The organism is Spiroplasma sp. SV19, assembly GCF_030060925.1.
Lineage (GTDB): Bacteria > Bacillota_I > Bacilli_A > Mycoplasmatales > Mycoplasmataceae > Spiroplasma.
This window is the reverse complement of record NZ_CP045455.1, coordinates 923,788-939,599: the sequence shown is the minus strand read 5'-3', so window position 1 is coordinate 939,599 and position 15,812 is coordinate 923,788. Positions and strand designations below refer to the sequence as shown.

At 29.3% G+C, this 15,812-nt stretch carries 18 protein-coding genes and 1 riboswitch; all 18 genes read left to right on the top strand.

What is annotated here, in order from left to right:
- Positions 1-24: 24 nt before the first annotated feature.
- The 18 genes from E7Y35_RS04575 to E7Y35_RS04490 all read left to right on the top strand — a co-directional run bounded on the left by E7Y35_RS04575 (position 25) and on the right by E7Y35_RS04490 (position 15,811).
- Positions 25-1,566, top strand: a complete 1,542-nt coding sequence (locus E7Y35_RS04575) for a dicarboxylate/amino acid:cation symporter (protein ID WP_283271814.1) — start codon at positions 25-27, stop codon at positions 1,564-1,566.
- 75 nt (positions 1,567-1,641) lie between these two features.
- Complete coding sequence (locus tag E7Y35_RS04570) at positions 1,642-2,985, top strand: FAD-dependent oxidoreductase (RefSeq protein WP_283271813.1); 1,344 nt, start codon at positions 1,642-1,644, stop codon at positions 2,983-2,985.
- Positions 2,986-3,162: 177 nt separating this feature from the next.
- Positions 3,163-4,329 carry a BglG family transcription antiterminator gene (locus E7Y35_RS04565; protein WP_283271812.1) on the top strand — a complete coding sequence of 389 codons (1,167 nt, stop codon included), beginning with the start codon at positions 3,163-3,165 and terminating at the stop codon, positions 4,327-4,329.
- A 47-nt stretch (positions 4,330-4,376) separates the two neighbouring features.
- Positions 4,377-4,748, top strand: coding sequence for a hypothetical protein (locus E7Y35_RS04560; RefSeq protein WP_283271811.1), 372 nt, complete (start codon positions 4,377-4,379; stop codon positions 4,746-4,748).
- 97 nt (positions 4,749-4,845) lie between these two features.
- Entirely contained in the window at positions 4,846-5,838 is a 993-nt protein-coding gene (locus E7Y35_RS04555; RefSeq protein WP_283271810.1) for a phosphotriesterase family protein, read from the top strand.
- Between the two features lie 7 nt (positions 5,839-5,845).
- Complete coding sequence (locus E7Y35_RS04550) at positions 5,846-6,973, top strand: PTS transporter subunit IIC (RefSeq protein WP_283271809.1); 1,128 nt, start codon at positions 5,846-5,848, stop codon at positions 6,971-6,973.
- A complete protein-coding gene (locus E7Y35_RS04545; protein WP_283271808.1) occupies positions 6,879-7,595 on the top strand; it encodes a PTS transporter subunit IIC in 717 nt (238 codons plus the stop codon). The genes E7Y35_RS04550 and E7Y35_RS04545 overlap by 95 nt, the downstream gene beginning before the upstream one ends.
- Positions 7,596-7,619: 24 nt before the next feature.
- Complete coding sequence (locus tag E7Y35_RS04540; protein WP_283271807.1) at positions 7,620-7,907, top strand: PTS sugar transporter subunit IIB; 288 nt, start codon at positions 7,620-7,622, stop codon at positions 7,905-7,907.
- Positions 7,897-8,379 carry a PTS sugar transporter subunit IIA gene (locus E7Y35_RS04535; RefSeq protein ID WP_283271806.1) on the top strand — a complete coding sequence of 161 codons (483 nt, stop codon included), beginning with the start codon at positions 7,897-7,899 and terminating at the stop codon, positions 8,377-8,379. The genes E7Y35_RS04540 and E7Y35_RS04535 overlap by 11 nt, the downstream gene beginning before the upstream one ends.
- Positions 8,380-8,392: 13 nt before the next feature.
- Positions 8,393-9,043, top strand: coding sequence for a 3-dehydro-L-gulonate-6-phosphate decarboxylase (locus tag E7Y35_RS04530; protein ID WP_283271805.1), 651 nt, complete (start codon positions 8,393-8,395; stop codon positions 9,041-9,043).
- Between the two features lie 2 nt (positions 9,044-9,045).
- Positions 9,046-9,897 (top strand): L-ribulose-5-phosphate 3-epimerase, encoded by an 852-nt coding sequence (locus E7Y35_RS04525; RefSeq protein ID WP_283271804.1) that lies wholly within the window; start codon positions 9,046-9,048, stop codon positions 9,895-9,897.
- Position 9,898: 1 nt separating this feature from the next.
- Positions 9,899-10,594: an L-ribulose-5-phosphate 4-epimerase gene (locus E7Y35_RS04520; RefSeq protein ID WP_283271803.1), complete on the top strand. Its 696-nt coding sequence runs from the start codon at positions 9,899-9,901 to the stop codon at positions 10,592-10,594.
- Between the two features lie 179 nt (positions 10,595-10,773).
- Positions 10,774-11,079, top strand: coding sequence for a 50S ribosomal protein L31 (rpmE, locus tag E7Y35_RS07090; RefSeq protein ID WP_349306594.1), 306 nt, complete (start codon positions 10,774-10,776; stop codon positions 11,077-11,079).
- A 69-nt stretch (positions 11,080-11,148) separates the two neighbouring features.
- Positions 11,149-11,315: riboswitch (cobalamin riboswitch) on the top strand.
- Between the two features lie 81 nt (positions 11,316-11,396).
- Positions 11,397-11,864, top strand: coding sequence for a hypothetical protein (locus E7Y35_RS04510; protein ID WP_283271802.1), 468 nt, complete (start codon positions 11,397-11,399; stop codon positions 11,862-11,864).
- A gap of 50 nt (positions 11,865-11,914) precedes the next feature.
- Positions 11,915-12,799, top strand: coding sequence for a hypothetical protein (locus E7Y35_RS04505; RefSeq protein ID WP_283271801.1), 885 nt, complete (start codon positions 11,915-11,917; stop codon positions 12,797-12,799).
- A gap of 108 nt (positions 12,800-12,907) precedes the next feature.
- Complete coding sequence (locus tag E7Y35_RS04500; protein ID WP_283271800.1) at positions 12,908-14,296, top strand: ATP-binding cassette domain-containing protein; 1,389 nt, start codon at positions 12,908-12,910, stop codon at positions 14,294-14,296.
- An 89-nt stretch (positions 14,297-14,385) separates the two neighbouring features.
- Positions 14,386-14,832: a hypothetical protein gene (locus tag E7Y35_RS04495; RefSeq protein ID WP_283271799.1), complete on the top strand. Its 447-nt coding sequence runs from the start codon at positions 14,386-14,388 to the stop codon at positions 14,830-14,832.
- Positions 14,833-14,848: 16 nt separating this feature from the next.
- A complete protein-coding gene (locus E7Y35_RS04490) occupies positions 14,849-15,811 on the top strand; it encodes a DHH family phosphoesterase (protein ID WP_283271798.1) in 963 nt (320 codons plus the stop codon).
- The last annotated feature ends 1 nt before the right edge of the window (position 15,812 follow it).

Below are 15,812 nucleotides of genomic sequence, written 5' to 3'. Positions count from 1 at the left end.
ATTTCAAGAAAGAGAGTGCTTCAAATGTATTTCAATTTATTATATAGTTCAGATAATAGTAATCCTTTGCATGATTTTTTATCGATTTCAACTTGGCAATCACTTGTTAGCATTGTTCTTTTCTTTGGGATGATGCTTTTATTATGATTTTGAATTAAAAAAACAAAAATGCGCTTTATTTTCCGTGTTTTATTAGGACTGGCAGTTGGTTTAGTTTTTGGAATTACTGTTCAAGCAATTAATGGTTTCCCATATAATACAACTGATCCATCAGGTTCAATGATTAACCCAACAATTCCAAATCCGAATGACCCTAAAAATCCAATTCCAAATAATGTTTATGTTTTATGAGTTCATGAATTTTCAATTTGAGTTAATTTATTTAGAATGCTCTTTTTAAATGCGATTTTATTAATGACTGTTCCAGTTGTTTTCTTAGCAATTGCGCGAGCAGTGTCAAAACCAGGCAAAGATGCAGCGTCAAAAAAAGGAACAATTATTACTATTGCGATTTTATTATTAAATGTTGCGGCAATGTTTATTATTACGTTATTTATTGGAATTGCTTTTAACATTGGGAATGGCTTTACGATTTCGGGAAGTGGTAGTTATGATAAAACTGCATCAAAACCATTACCAGAAATTATTTGAGATTATGTTCCTTCAAACTTTGTGGCACCCTTCTTTTTGGGGGCAATTATTCCAGTAATGGTAGTGGCGGGATTAATTGGCCTTGCGGTTAAAAAATCATCAAAAAAACATCCAGAGGATATGCAAAAAATTCGAGATGGATTTGACCGTTGATGAACAGTGATAATGTCATGTTTAATGTTCATTATTAAGTTAATGCCTTATGCAGTAATGTCAATGATTACTTATGCCATTATTTCGCGTCCAATTGGATATTTAGCACAAATTGGAATTGTAATCGGAGTTGGTTACTTATGTCTAATAGTTGCCTTGATTTGACATTCATTATTATTAACATTATCTGGAATTAATCCATTTAAATGATGAAAATTTGCCATCAAACCAGTAATCCAAGGGTTTACAACGCAATCTTCTAATGCAACGTTACCTTTAACAATGGAAGTTTTGAAAGATGAGATAAAAGTAAAAGAAAATTTAGTTGGGATTTCAGCACCGTTAACAACAACAATGGGTTTAACTGCTTGTGCTGGTGTGCAAGCAGGGATTATTGTTTCGTTTATTGTAACAGCAGGTTTATTTGATTTAACAGTTGCTAATTTCTTTATTGCTTTAATTGTTGTTGTTGTTGCATCATTAGGAATTGCTGGTGTTCCAGGAACAGCTAGTGTTGTCACAGCCGGTGTCCTGGGAGGGCTTGGTTTAGGGTCCTTATATGTTCCTGTTTATGCGATTATTGGAGCGTTAGATGGTTTATTTGATATGGGTCGAACAGCTGTCAATGTTTGTGGAGGATTACAAGCAACAACCATTGCAGCCCGATTAACAAATTCGTTAGATAATGAAGAGTTAATTCTTTTTAAATGATCCCGCTTACGGCGAAAACAAAACAGAAAAAAAGAGTCAAAACAAGAATAAAGGTTCTACCTTTATTTTTATTTTAAAATAGAAAGGTTATAATATTAGTAACAAAGCAGAAAGTGAGGGACAAAAATGAAGGTAATTGTAATTGGTGGTTCAACGGCTGGGATGACAGCAGTTAGTAAGTTAAAACGAATTTTAAAAGATGATGTTGAAATTGTTGCTTATCAAAAATTAAAATATCCATCGTTGGGTAGTTGTGGAATCCCTTATTATGTTGGGAAACATTTTGATAAGCCAGAAAGTATGATTGCACGAACTGCTGAACAATTTCAGAATAATGGGATTCTTGTAAAAACTGGATGTGAAATAACAAAAGTTGATTTTGAAGCAAAAACAGTTTATGGCATTAATTTGGAAACAAAGGAAGAATTTATTGATACTTATGATAAATTAATCATTAGTGTTGGGGCGACACCACGCAAATTAAATTTGGCCGGAGAGGCAGCATCAAATGTTTTTACTGGAACAACTTTAGAAGCAGCAGTCGCCCTTCGTGATAGTTTAGCAACAATTAAAAATGTTGTTATTATTGGTGGTGGTTTTATTGGGTTAGAATTTTGTGAAAGTTTTGGTTTGGCAGGGAAAAATATTACATTAATTGAAGCCGATAAATGAGTTTCACGAAAATTAATTGATGAAGACATTGCACAATTATTAGTAACAGATTTAGAAAATAAGGGAATTAAAATCAAGACAAACGCTAAAGTAACAGAATTTATTGTTAAGAATAATAAAGTAACAAAAATTAAATTATCATCTGAAGAAGAGATTTCAGCAGACTTAGTTTTGGTTGGAATTGGAGTGATGCCAAATACTGCTTTTTTAAAAGAGACAACTTTAAAAATGAACAACTTTGGGGCAATTTTAGTTAATGACCAATTTGAAACTAATATTAAAGATGTTTATGCTGTTGGCGATTGTGTTATGACAAAAAATGTGATTGATGATAGTTTACATTATATTTCGTTAGCAACTGTTGCTGCAAAAAATGGTAAGGTTTTAGGTAATATTTTAGCTGGAAAAAAAGATCGTTTTCCAGGCGCGATTGGAACTGCTATTATTCAAGTTTTTGATAGTGAAATTGCTCGAACAGGGTATACGAAAGAACAAGCAATTGCAAATGGTTTTACTGCTAAAGAAGTGGTCATTACCGGAACTGATCATACTCATTATGTTGCTGATGCTAAGCCAGTTACAGTTAAGATTATTTATGATCAAAAAGCAAAAATTATTCTGGGAGCACAAATTTTTGGTTATAATAAAGCTACTTTAAGAATCAATGCTCTAATTCCATTAATTTGGACAAAAACTAAAATTAATGAGATTGAGTATTTAGATTTACCGTATTCACCACCATTTGCCAAAAGTGTTGATGTACTGAATGTTGTTCTAGCAAAGATTAATGAGGACTAAAAAATAAAAGAGGCAGAATTATTAACTAACACTAAAAAAAGTTATTAATTGCCAGAAATATGATAATAGTAAAGTGAACTGTCAACAATTATCGCAGTGGGGTTTGGCACGGTTATATTAAATTGAAAATAGAAAAATTTAAAGCCTTTATTTTAAAATAAAAATTGAGGAGGGAAAATGTTAGATACTAAAGATATTAAAATTATAAATCAAATTAGATTAAATCATGGTTGAAAAAGTGTTAATGACTTAATTAACCAATTGGGATTTACACGTGGTGATTTTTATTATCATTTAAAGCATCTAAATTTGTTTTTAAAAAACAATCATATTTCTCAAATTAATCCTCGGGTTTATAATTTTAGTAAAATTGAAACAATTATTTTTCAATATGATCAACTGGATATTGTTAATAAAATTTTTTTAAGTGCAAAGGAACGAGCAATTTTATTAGCATTATTATTGCTTTTGTTAGGACCACTAAAATTAGAGGATATTAAGAAAATTTTTAATGTCTCAATTAATACGGCTTATTTAGATGTACAAAATTGCATATATTTTTTGTCATCAAATTTTGGGATAAAAAATATTATTAATAATAAACAAAAAGGCTATTTTTATGATTGTGATGAATTTAGTTTACGCAAGTTAATTGTTAATATTAGTATTATTTTAATTAACTTAGATAATTTTAGTTTAATCCGCAACTTTTTATTTACTAACTTACCATCATTTCAAAAAATATCACCTGCTGAAGTTTATTCGCAATTAGAAAAGTTAGTTCTTACTTACTATGCCACTTTGGAATTTATTAATATGGAAGCAAAGACAATTACCTTCATTATTTTTATTTTATTGTATTGAAACCAAACAACAGTCGATGTTCCAAAAATTACTGTGGGGGAAGATACTCTTAATTTTATTAAACAACAATCTTGTTATCAAGTAGCTTCGAACTTACTAATTGCAATTAGAGAACATTTTTATTGTTCCTTTGTAAATGAAGAATATGAATTATTTTATTTGGCGCAGTTTTTTTCATCACCACGGCAGTTAATTAATTGTGAAACACAAATTCCTGAATTAATTGAAATTATGACTTATTTAAAAAAAATTTTTCAAAAATTAACGGATCTTAATTATCAGTTAAACACTTCTTCTTTAATGCTTCAAATTATGAACTATCTTCATTGACAACGTCACTTGCAAGATTCAAATTTAATTTTTGATTACTCGGGATTAATTAAATTCCAAATTATTACTAGCAATGAACAATATTACCAATTTTTTATATTATTAAAAGAATTAACAAGAGATGTAGAACAAATTGTTTTTGCCCATTAAATACTAGTAAACAATATGATTTAACATTACAGTTTTTACCTTATATTGTGAAATATCCTATTCAAACAATTAATAAAAAAAGTATTTTAATTACAAATAATAAGGGCGGAACAATTAATGTTCTAATTTTAAAAATTAATGAATTATTTCCTAACTTTGAAATTATCAAGGTTATCAATTGAAAATATTATCAAACTCATAAGGTTAAATATCAAGATTATTGGAAATTGAGTGATAATTATCAAATTGCTGATGAAAATAAGGGATTTTACTTAAACTTATCATTTTTCCCAACTGATATGTCAGTTGGGAAAAATGCAAAAGCAAAATTAACATTAATTAAAAAAATTATTGCAAGTAGTTTAACAACTGGTCAAAAAATGAGTCAAATTAGAGAAGCATTAACCGACTTTGAATAAAAGTCGTTTTATTTTTTAAACATATTTTTTGCTTAACTTTAATATAATTTTTTTCCTTTTTCGTGTGTTTAAATGTAAATGAAAGGAGAAGAATAAAATGAAAAATTTTGTACGTACCGTGTTAGGCGATATTGCGCCAACGGAAATGGGCATTACGGATTGCCATGATCATTTAATTAAAAATGGTGGTCCAGAAATGCATGAACATATTGATTTTTTAATGTTAGATGTTGCTGCAGCAAAACAAGAATTAGCAAACTTTGTAGCAGCTGGTGGAAAAACAATGGTAGTAATGGATCCCCCAAATGTTGGGCGAGATGTTACAAGAATGCTTGAAATTGCCAATGCCTTTAAGGGAAAAGCTCACATCATTATGAGTACTGGTTTTCATAAGGCAAAGTTTTATGATAAATATTCATCATGATTAAAAACTGTTGCAGAGGAAAAAATTGTGCCAATGATGATTGCTGAAATTGAAGAAGGAATGGATCAACATTCTTATAATGGGCCAGTTGTTGAACGAGTTTCCAATAAAGCAGGAATAATTAAATGTGGAACAAGTTATGGTGTTATCGATCCCTTAGAACAAAAAGCACTACGAATTGCAGCTGAAACTTATCATCAAACAGGAGTGCCAATTTTAATTCATACTCAATTAGGAACAATGGGATGGGAGGTTGTTAATTTCTTAATTGAATTAGACGTTGCTCCTCAAAAAATTATTTTGAGTCATCTGAATAAAAATCCAGACCGTTATTATTATGAAAAAATTTTACAATTAGGGGTCTTTATTGCATTTGATGGTCCTGACCGAGTAAAATATTTCCCAGATAGTGTTTTAGCAGAAAACATTAAATGACTATGTGACCAAGGATATCAAAAACAGCTCTTATTAGCAATGGATGCTGGTCGCTTTTATTATCAAGCAGCGTATTCGGCAACACGAGGTTATTTTAGTTATGGTATTGCTTACCTTTTAACACATTTTGTCCCATTATTGAAACAACTAGGAGTTAATCAAGCAGCAATTGATGATATGCTGATTAACAATCCGCAAGTTGCATTAGCGTTTGATCTTACAAAACGTTAATTAAAAAATGTCAAAAAAAGATAAAACAAAGGTAACACCACCAGATAATAAAAATGACCTTGATGATGATTTAGCGGGGATTAAACATCTTCAAAAACCAAAAAAACGCTTATGATCAGCAACTTTGATTACATGAATTATTATTGGTTTAGCGGTTATTTGTTTTATTGCTGTCGCATTGGGGACTGGTCATCCGATTTGATTAAAGTGAGTTTTTTATGATGCTTTAGTTAATAATATTTTAGCCGTTCCATCAATCTTAATTGGGATTATTACTTTTCTTGGTTACTTATTACAAAAGAAAAAATGATATGATGCTTTATCGGGTAGTTTGAAAGCAATCATTGGGTATTTAATTTTACAAATTGGAGCTTATATTTTAACGGGAATATCAAAACCGTTAATGGTTGCCTTTGGAGCTGAAATTGGTTCATCAGCAATATTATTAGATCCTTATATGGGATGAACACAAGCCAATGCAATGTTAGGAACATTAGTATCAATGGTAAGTTATATTGTTTTAATTGGCTTATTTGTCAATATTGTTTTAGTAATGTTCAAACGAATTACTAATGTTCGGTCAATTAATGTTACAGGACATATTATGTTTCAACAAGCAGCCACATTAACTGTTGTGTTATATTTAATGATGTTTAGCAAAATTATTGATTCATCTAGTCGTCAAATTGTCACAATTATTATTGGTGGCATTTTGATGGGATTATACTGAGGAGTATTTTCTAATTTAGCATATGCTCCAAGTGAGAAAGTAACAAAAAATGCTGGTTTTACTGTTGGACATCAACAAATGCTTGGGGTTTGAGTTGCATATCAGAGTGGAAAATTATTTGCTCGCAAAGGAAAAGAAATTCGTTCCGCTGAAGAAATGAAATTACCAAAAGGGTTAAAAATATTCCATGATAATATCTTTTCTTCATCTATTTTAATGTTAATCTTTTTTGGAACATTATTTATTATTTTATATGCAACTAATCAAACAGCTTTTAACACATTAGTTACTAATTCAATTGGGGGGGGGGATGAATCAATTTTTAGGGAAATTTTGATTAATTCAAATTTTAGGATTATCCTTAGAAATTGTGGCCTCATTGCAAATTTTAATGTTAGGAGCTAGAATGTTTGTTGTTGAATTACAAAAGTCATTTATTGGAATTAGTAAAAAATTAATTCCTGGTGCGGTAGTTGCAATTGATATTGCTGGTACTTTTGCTTTTGGTGAAAAATCTGTTGTCTTTGGTTTCTTAGCAGGAGCAATTGGAAATTTCTTGGGGATTGCCTTGATTATTATTTTGGGGCAAGTTGCTAATTTTAATGCATTTAATGTTGTTATTATGGTTGGATTTATTCCAATGTTCTTTGACAATGGAGCAATTGGTTTATATGCTAATGCTAGTGGGGGTTGAAAAGCTTGTTTAACCCTACCGTTTTTGTCGGGAATTATTATGGTTTTTGGGGCGCTTCTTGCTGTCAAAATGACTGGGGGGATTTTTCAAACTGGTTATATTGGAATGTGAGATTGAAATATCTTATGAGCAGCAGTTTTTATGTTAATTAATATTAGTGGTGTTGATGTTGCCCCTTATATGGTAATAGTTATTGTTTTGGTTTTCTTGTTAATTGCACAATTAACAACAACTAGTTCTGAACAAGTACCGCCATTAAAACGATGATTAACAAGACAATTTTCGTTTCGTAAACAGACAATTGAAATAAAAAAACCGTTAAAAGAAAATTAATTAACAGAAAAGGAAGTGATAATAATGATAAAAATTTTATGTGCTTGTGGAAACGGAATGGGTTCATCAATGATTATTAAAATAAAAGTTGAACAAGTTTTAACAGAGTTAGGAATTGAAGGAACTGTGGAAACAGCCTCGGTTAGTGAAGCCAAAGGAATTGGCAATAACTTTGATATTGTTTTATGCTCAACTTATTTACAAGATGACTTAGACGAATTATCATCAACAGTTATTGGGTTAGAAAATTTATTAGATGAAGTAGCAATCAAAGAATCGTTAGCAAAGAACTTAAAACCTAATGTCTCATAATAATGTTGATTTTCTAACCTCATTGCAAGAAAATAATTCAATTTGTTTACAGCAAACTGCTCAAACCTGAGAAGAGGCTGTTTATAAATGTTTTCTGCCTTTACAAAAAAGTCAGGCTGTAACAGCAGCATATGCAGATCATGTCATTGCGAATACAAAGGAAATGGGACCATATTATATTATTGCGCCCAAATTAGCAATGCCGCATGCTCGTCCTGAAGATGGAGTGTTAAAGAATTCGTTTAGTTTAATTTCGCTTCAACAACCAGTAAAATTTTCAAATAATCAAGAAGTTGAATTATTAATTGGTTTTGCGGCAGTTGATGCGGACACCCATCTAAGTATTGCCTTGCCACAAATTGTCGCAATTTTTGAAAAGCAAACTATTATTGAGCAAATCATTGCAGCTAAAAGTGTGACAGAAGTATTAAAAATTATTAAAACAATTGACTATATGAAGTATGTTCGTTAAAGGAGGAATTAATGTGCAAAAACCATTATTGCAAATTGCCTTAGATTGTTTAACCTTAGAAGAGGCAATGACCACTCTTACAATGGTCGGAGATATTGTTGATGTAATTGAAGTGGGAACTATTTTATTATGTGCTGAAGGAAAACGCGCAATAACAGCAATTAAAGAATGTTATCCCAACAAAATTGTTTTAACCGATGGAAAAATTGCTGATGCAGGAAAAATTTTAGGGGAAATGCTTTTCACGGCGAAAGCAGATATTATTACCGTAATTTGCTGTGCTGATCTTGCTACGATTAAAAATGTTGTAACACTAGCAAAAACAGCTAAAAAAGATATGCAAATTGAATTAACAGGGCAATGGGATTTTGAACAAGCGAAATCTTGACGAGCAGTTGGGGTTGAACAAGTTGTTTATCATCGTTCACGTGATGCGCAAGCAGCCGGAAGTCAGTGAGGAGCTGCTGATTTTGATAAGATTACCCAGTTAGTTGCTTTAGGTTTTAAAGTTACTCTTACTGGAGGAGTTGAAATTACAGATTTAGCATTATTTACTGCCTTTCCAATTTATATTGTTATTGCTGGTCGGGCAATTCGAGATGCAGCAGATCCTCGTGAAGCAGCTTTAAGTTTTCAACAACAGTTGCAAACGAAATGACAATAATCATGAAAAATCAATTTGGCATTTATGAAAAGGCCTTACCTCCAGTTCCGTGAGTAAAAAAATTTGCTCTTGCCCAAAAATATCAGTTTGATTTTATTGAATTATCAATTGATGAATCAGAGGTACGCTTAGCACGATTAGAATGAACAGAGAAGGAAATTACTGAAATTAATTTTTTACAAGCAAAAACTGGTGTTAAAATTCGTTCAATTTGTTTTTCTGCCCAACGAAAATACCCCTTAGGAAGTTTGGACAAACAAATCCAAGATTATTCTTTACAATTACTAGAGCAATGCATTCAGTTAGCTGTTAAGTTGGGAGTTCGAATTATTCAACTCGCTGGTTATGATGTATATTATGAACAAAAAACTGATGTGACAGCAGCAAATTTTTTAAAAAATTTACAAAAAGGGTTAGCAATCGCAAACCGTTATGGTGTTATGTTAGCATTAGAAACTATGGATGATCCTTTTTTAAATACAATTACTAAATATTTAATTTTAAAAAAAGCAGTACCTTCACCGTGATTAGCAGTTTATCCAGATCTTGGGAACTTATCTGCTTGATGTGGCAAAAATGTTATTTCTGAATTAGAACTTGGATTAACCGAAATAGTAGGTTTGCATGTTAAAGATACCATTGCTGTAACAAAAAGCAGTCCTGGTAAATTTAAAAAAGTGCCATTTGGAAGTGGTTGTGTTGATTTTATTAAAATTTTTCAATTTTTAAAGGCAAACAATTATCAAGGATCATTTATGTTAGAAGCATGATATGAAGATGATCCTGATTCAGAATCAGCATTAGCAGCAGCGGTAAGTTTTGTTCGTCAGCAATTTACAAAAGGAGGATGATAAGATGCTAGAACAATTAAAAGTTGATGTATTAGCAGCTAATTTGTTATTAGAAGAATATAAGTTAATTACCTTTACATGAGGCAATGTTAGTGGGATTGATCGAGAAAGTGGTTTAATGGTAATTAAACCATCTGGGGTTGCTTACAATGATTTAAGTGTTGATAAAATGGTTGTTGTTGATTTAAGGGGAAATATCGTTGAAGGCTCGTATTCTCCTTCAACTGATACCCCAACCCATCTTTATTTATATAATCATTTTCCTGATCTTGGTGGTATTACGCATACTCATTCTATTTATGCTACAACATGAGCACAAAGTGGATTAGATATTCCACCATTAGGAACAACCCATGCTGATACTTTTTATGGACCGATTCCTTGTACAAAACCATTAAATGTTGAACAAATTACTACTAATTATGAGCATGAAACGGGAGTTAAAATTGTTGAAACTTTTAACGATCATCAACTAACTCTCGACATGATGCCCGCGATTCTTTGCAATAACCACGGGCCATTTACATTTGGTGCTTCACCATTAGCAGCAGTTAAAAATGCAAAGATTTTAGAAATCGTTAGTCAGATGGCTTTTCAAACATATTTATTAAACCAAGACACTAATAAAGTAGCACAGAGTTTATTAGATAAACATTATTATCGTAAACATGGTAAAGATGCATACTATGGTCAAAAATAATAATTAACCGCATAAGAAATTTGAATTAGATGTTTAATGAAAAAGTAACCTCTTTTAAAACTGCTATTAATTAATTTGTAAAGATTCTTAAATAATTTTTGTTTTTATTGATAATATGTGTTATCATTATTTACGTGCAAATAATATGCATCCATATTATTAAAAGAGAGGTGAATTATATGGCAAGAGAAGGAATCCATCCAAAATATTTTGATACTAAAATCATGTGTACAACTTGTGGAACAGAGCGCATGAGTGGTTCTACTAAGGGGGAAGAATTGAAAGTTGATACTTGTTCTTCATGCCATCCCTTCTATACTGGTAACCAACAATTTGCTAATGCCGCAGGACGTGTTGAGCGCTTTAAATCTAAATTTAATAAAAAAGAAGAATTAGTAAAGCAAACAGAAGCAGCATCAAAAACACAAAAAGAACTTAATAAAAAAACAGCAAAACCAAAATCTGATAATCAAAAAGCAGAGTAAGGAAGAAAACTTTTATCTTAACAAGATAAAAGTGTTTTTTTTTTTTTTTTGTTTATAATAAAAGTAGACTACTTTAAAAGTTTATAAAGGATTAAAGGGAATTAAGTGAAAGTCTTAAGCTGTCCTAGCAACTGTAAAACTGACGAATGTTAATAAACCACTGAATAATAATTTGGGAAGGGTTAACTAGTAGGATGAAGTTAAGCCAGTAGACCGGCCTTATAAATTTAATAAGAGTCCTACTAGGTAAATAGGATTAATTTATTTTACACATAAAATAAAAATATAAGCATAAAAAACAAGAGGAGAACAAAAGCATGGTTAAAAATATATTAACTGCATTAACAAGTTTAACGATTAGTGCAACAACTATAGCAAATATAACATTACAACAAGTAACTCCATCAATTACGGAAAAAACTTCACAAAATGGTACGGATGGATATCACGTTAATAGTGTTAAAATCACAATAAAAGATGAAAGTGGGAAAGTTGTCGATAGAATTACTTTTTATAATTCGTTAGTAAGTTTAGGTGATATGTTAGCATCTGATTCAGATTTTTTTGGACTTAATGAAACAGCATTTGGACGTCTGTTAATTAGAGTTGACTATCGTACAACAGATTTTAATAAGAATTATTGAGCAATTTACTCAAGTACACATCCATTTTGTAAATTTAGTACTAATCCAACGAATTATTGTTCGGTTGGAATTGATGGTTTAGTTTTTCGCGATGTTTGAGAACAAGACCAATTATTTGATTTTATTTTAACTAATATTTAATTAAATCATAATCCTATTTATCCTTTTCAAGAAAGGAGTTTTCTATAATTATGAAAAAAATATTAACTAATTTACTAATTTTATCATTGGCTCTAACAACGACAACAAGTTTAGTTAGTTGTCAAAATTTAAATCAAAATAATAAAAGTGAGGAAAATTTACCGACACTACCGAGTAATTTTACAATTTTGCAAGGTGATATTTATCAATCATTTGGTATTCGTAAGCAAGAGGGAAGTCAAAAGTATTTTTTTAAGCCCACAAGCGATCAATTAAGTACTCTTTTTTTAAATTTACCACAACGCAAAATTGCTCCATTAGGATTTGCAGAAGATGTGTCAGCAATTAATGATTTTCGCGTTTATTTAGATTACCCGTTTGCGGCAACCTTTACCATTCTTAGTGATCAAGAATTGACTCTTGATGAAAATAAAATGGTTAATGTTACTTTAGCTGTGAAATGTTTAAAAGTAGCTGAGAAATGGTTCGAAGCTGGGGTTTGAAAAATGCGTTTTACTGACATGAATGTTGAACAAAAAGTAACTTTTAAAATTCCAATTATTCCAAATGAAAGTGATGAGTTAAATGAATATGTTCTGAAAAAATACAAGGGTTATATTGAACAAAATAATATTGAAATTGATAAGAGTAAATTAGATTTTAATGATTTAAGTAATGCAATAAATACAAAGTATTTGGAAGAAAAAGCAAAAACTTTTATTGATAATTTTATTAGTGAAAATAAGGGTCTTAATAAAAAACTTAATCTTAAAAAAATTATTCCCCCAAAGGGTAATCAAATTAAGAAGTTAGACGAACCTGCTAATAGTTTAGTTAAAATCCCGACAACATTTAATTTTGTGTTAAATATTGAAGGGTTAGATTATCAACCAAGATTGAGTTTAGGGATGGAAATTAGATATAAAATTATGTAATTTATATAAAACACTATGGAGGGTTAATAAAATCATTAACTTAAGAATAAGTGTTTTTTATTATTTTTATTTGGGTATAATAAAAATAACTAGAAGAGTGGTGTTTTAATGGGATTAAAGATTAGTAATTTAAAATATAAACGTTATAAAAAAATGGTTTTTACTGATTTAAATTTTGACGTTAATAGCCAAGAGGTTCTAGGAACTTATTTTGAAAACAAATTTTCACAGTTATATTTTTTAAAACTTTTATTAGGGAAAAGAAAACCACGCAGTGGGAAAATTTACTTAAATAATCAAAATATTACTGCCTTACTTCCAAAAGAACGAAAAATTGGTTATGTTTCACCAGGGACATTACGGTTAGGGTTTTTGCCAACTAAACTACGGTTAGCCTATCATATTTTGAAAACACCAAAATTTTTACATGATAGTTCTTTAAAATACATTAAAAATAAATACCATTATAAAAACTTAACTTTTATAGGTAATGATTTAAATAAAAAAGATTTAATATCAAAAACAGATAAAATTATTAATGAATATTTTCATAATTCAATTCGAATTAAAGAAGAATGAATTGAAACGTATTTAACACAAATTAGTGAATTTCATAAAAAAGAAATTGCTAAAATTTTAATAGATGACAAGGATTCAATTTTAATTCAAAGTTTGCATACATATACTTACAAAAAAGAAGAGATTCGTGTTTACGAAGGTTTTCTTGCGTTTTTACAAGCCTTATGAGATAAGATTTATTATATTTCAGAATTAGATTATTTATGTGATTGTTATGAAATTGCAAAGAAAAGAAAGATTAAAAATAAAAATTTTGGGTTTATTGGGGCAAAACTTGTCTGTGAGAAGTATTTAAAAATTTTGCAGACTGAAATTCTTTATGAACGATATAAGCTAATTAAAGTAAGGAAAGCTTTAAAGAAATATCGTCTTAACGTTATGAATACTGTTATGCGTGATAGTGAACGAAAAAATATTATTAAAGGGATTTTGCATAAAAGTAATTCTATCAATGTTGTTACTTGATTAAAATTAGCAGAAGACCAATGGTTTAATTATAATCAAAAACAAGAACAACTAATTTCTAATTTGTTGCCAGATGAAGCAACAATTATTAAAGGAAAAGTTTTAGAGTATTTTCATAAATACCATTTAGCATTATTAAATAATAAATTAATCGAACATGAAGAAGATAATTCACTTGCGATTGCTGCAGCAAATGAAAAAATTGTAACAGTTTATAATCAAGCATTTGAGCAAGTCAAAGAACTAATGACTAATTTAAATATTAAAATGAATTGATTTAAAATTACTAAAAATTTAAGTAGTTTTGATCATACAAAGATTAGATTAATTAATGCAATTTTAACAAATAAAGAATTAATTATTTTGCATAATACTTTTGATAATCTAACACATAATGAAGCTATTGAATTAAATGAAATTTTATTAACTTTAAAAATTATAATCCACAAATAACGTTTTTAGTTTTAACAAGAAATATTGAAAATATTAAAAATTATGTTACTAAGTTACTAATTTTTGATGATAATAATAATTACAAATTAATGACAAAAGAACAGGCAGAGTTTTTCCCTGAAACAATGCATTTATATCAAACAATGTACAATAGTTCTGAAAATATTTTTTTAGTGCAATATTTTGAGAAAGACAATATGTTAGCAAATGAAGAAATTAAAATTAAATTACCAAAAGAAATTAAATTAGTTAATCAGAAGGAGTATTGGCTAGCTATTAATCCAAATTTGATTTCATTTGAAAAAACAAAATATTTTAATAAAGATTTATATTTAATGTATAGAGGACAAGTTAAAACAATTAAGAAAATTTTTAAGTCAGTTGTTTGTTTTTTTGAAACTAATAATGAAGTAGTTTTAAAAGTTTTAGTTCCTGAGAAAGAATTAAATTTGAAAAAAATGACTACGATATATTTTGATAAACACGCCTTATTAATTTATGATAAAATTAAAAATAATTTAGTTGTTAATATTTAAAGTGAGGAAATTTTGAATGCAAGGTTTAAAAGAAGTGATTTTACAAAAAATTAAGGATTATGACACTATTATTTGTTTACGCCATATTTCACCAGATGGTGATGCTTATGGTTCAGCATTTGGGTTAGCACAATTTATTAAGGATAATTTTCCTCCTAAAAAAGTTTTGGTCGATGGTGAACCAAATAAATATTTATCTTTTTTAGCAACACCAGATCTTGTTAAACAAGAAGATTATCAAGGAGCTTTAGTAATTGTGACAGATACAGCAAATATGGAACGAATCGATAGTAAATATTGACAAGAAGCAAAAGAAATTATTAAAATTGACCATCATCCAAATGTAACACCATATGGTGATTTGCAATGAATTGATGAAAGCAAAATTGCCGCTAGTGAAATGATTGCTGATTTAGTTTTAACATCAAAATTAGAAGTTTCATCAACAACGGCAAGATTAATCTTTACTGGAATTGTAACTGATTCTAATCGTTTTATGTATAATAAAACTTGTGGTGAAACTTTCATATTAGCAGGACAATTAGTTGCAAAGGGATTTGATTTACAAAGTATTTATCAAAATTTATATGAAGAGTCATGAGCAAATGTTTGTTTTAAAAATTATTTATTATCACAAGTAATCGTTTATAATGAACAAATTAGTTATGTTAAAATAACAGATGAAATGTTAAAAGAACATCAAATGGATTATGAAACTGTTAAACCATGAGTTAATATTATGAGTAATATTAAAGAATTTAAAATTTGAATGTTATTAATTGAAAATAAGGCAGAGGGTTATATTAATATTAGTATTCGCAGTAATACTTATATTGTGAATGGTGTTGCTGAAAAATATCATGGTGGCGGTCATCAGTTAGCTAGTGGGGCGAAGATTTATCAGTGAGAAGACACTGAAAAAGTTTTGACTGATTTAAGTCTTTTAATTAAAAATAATGTTAAATATATGGGAGGTTAAT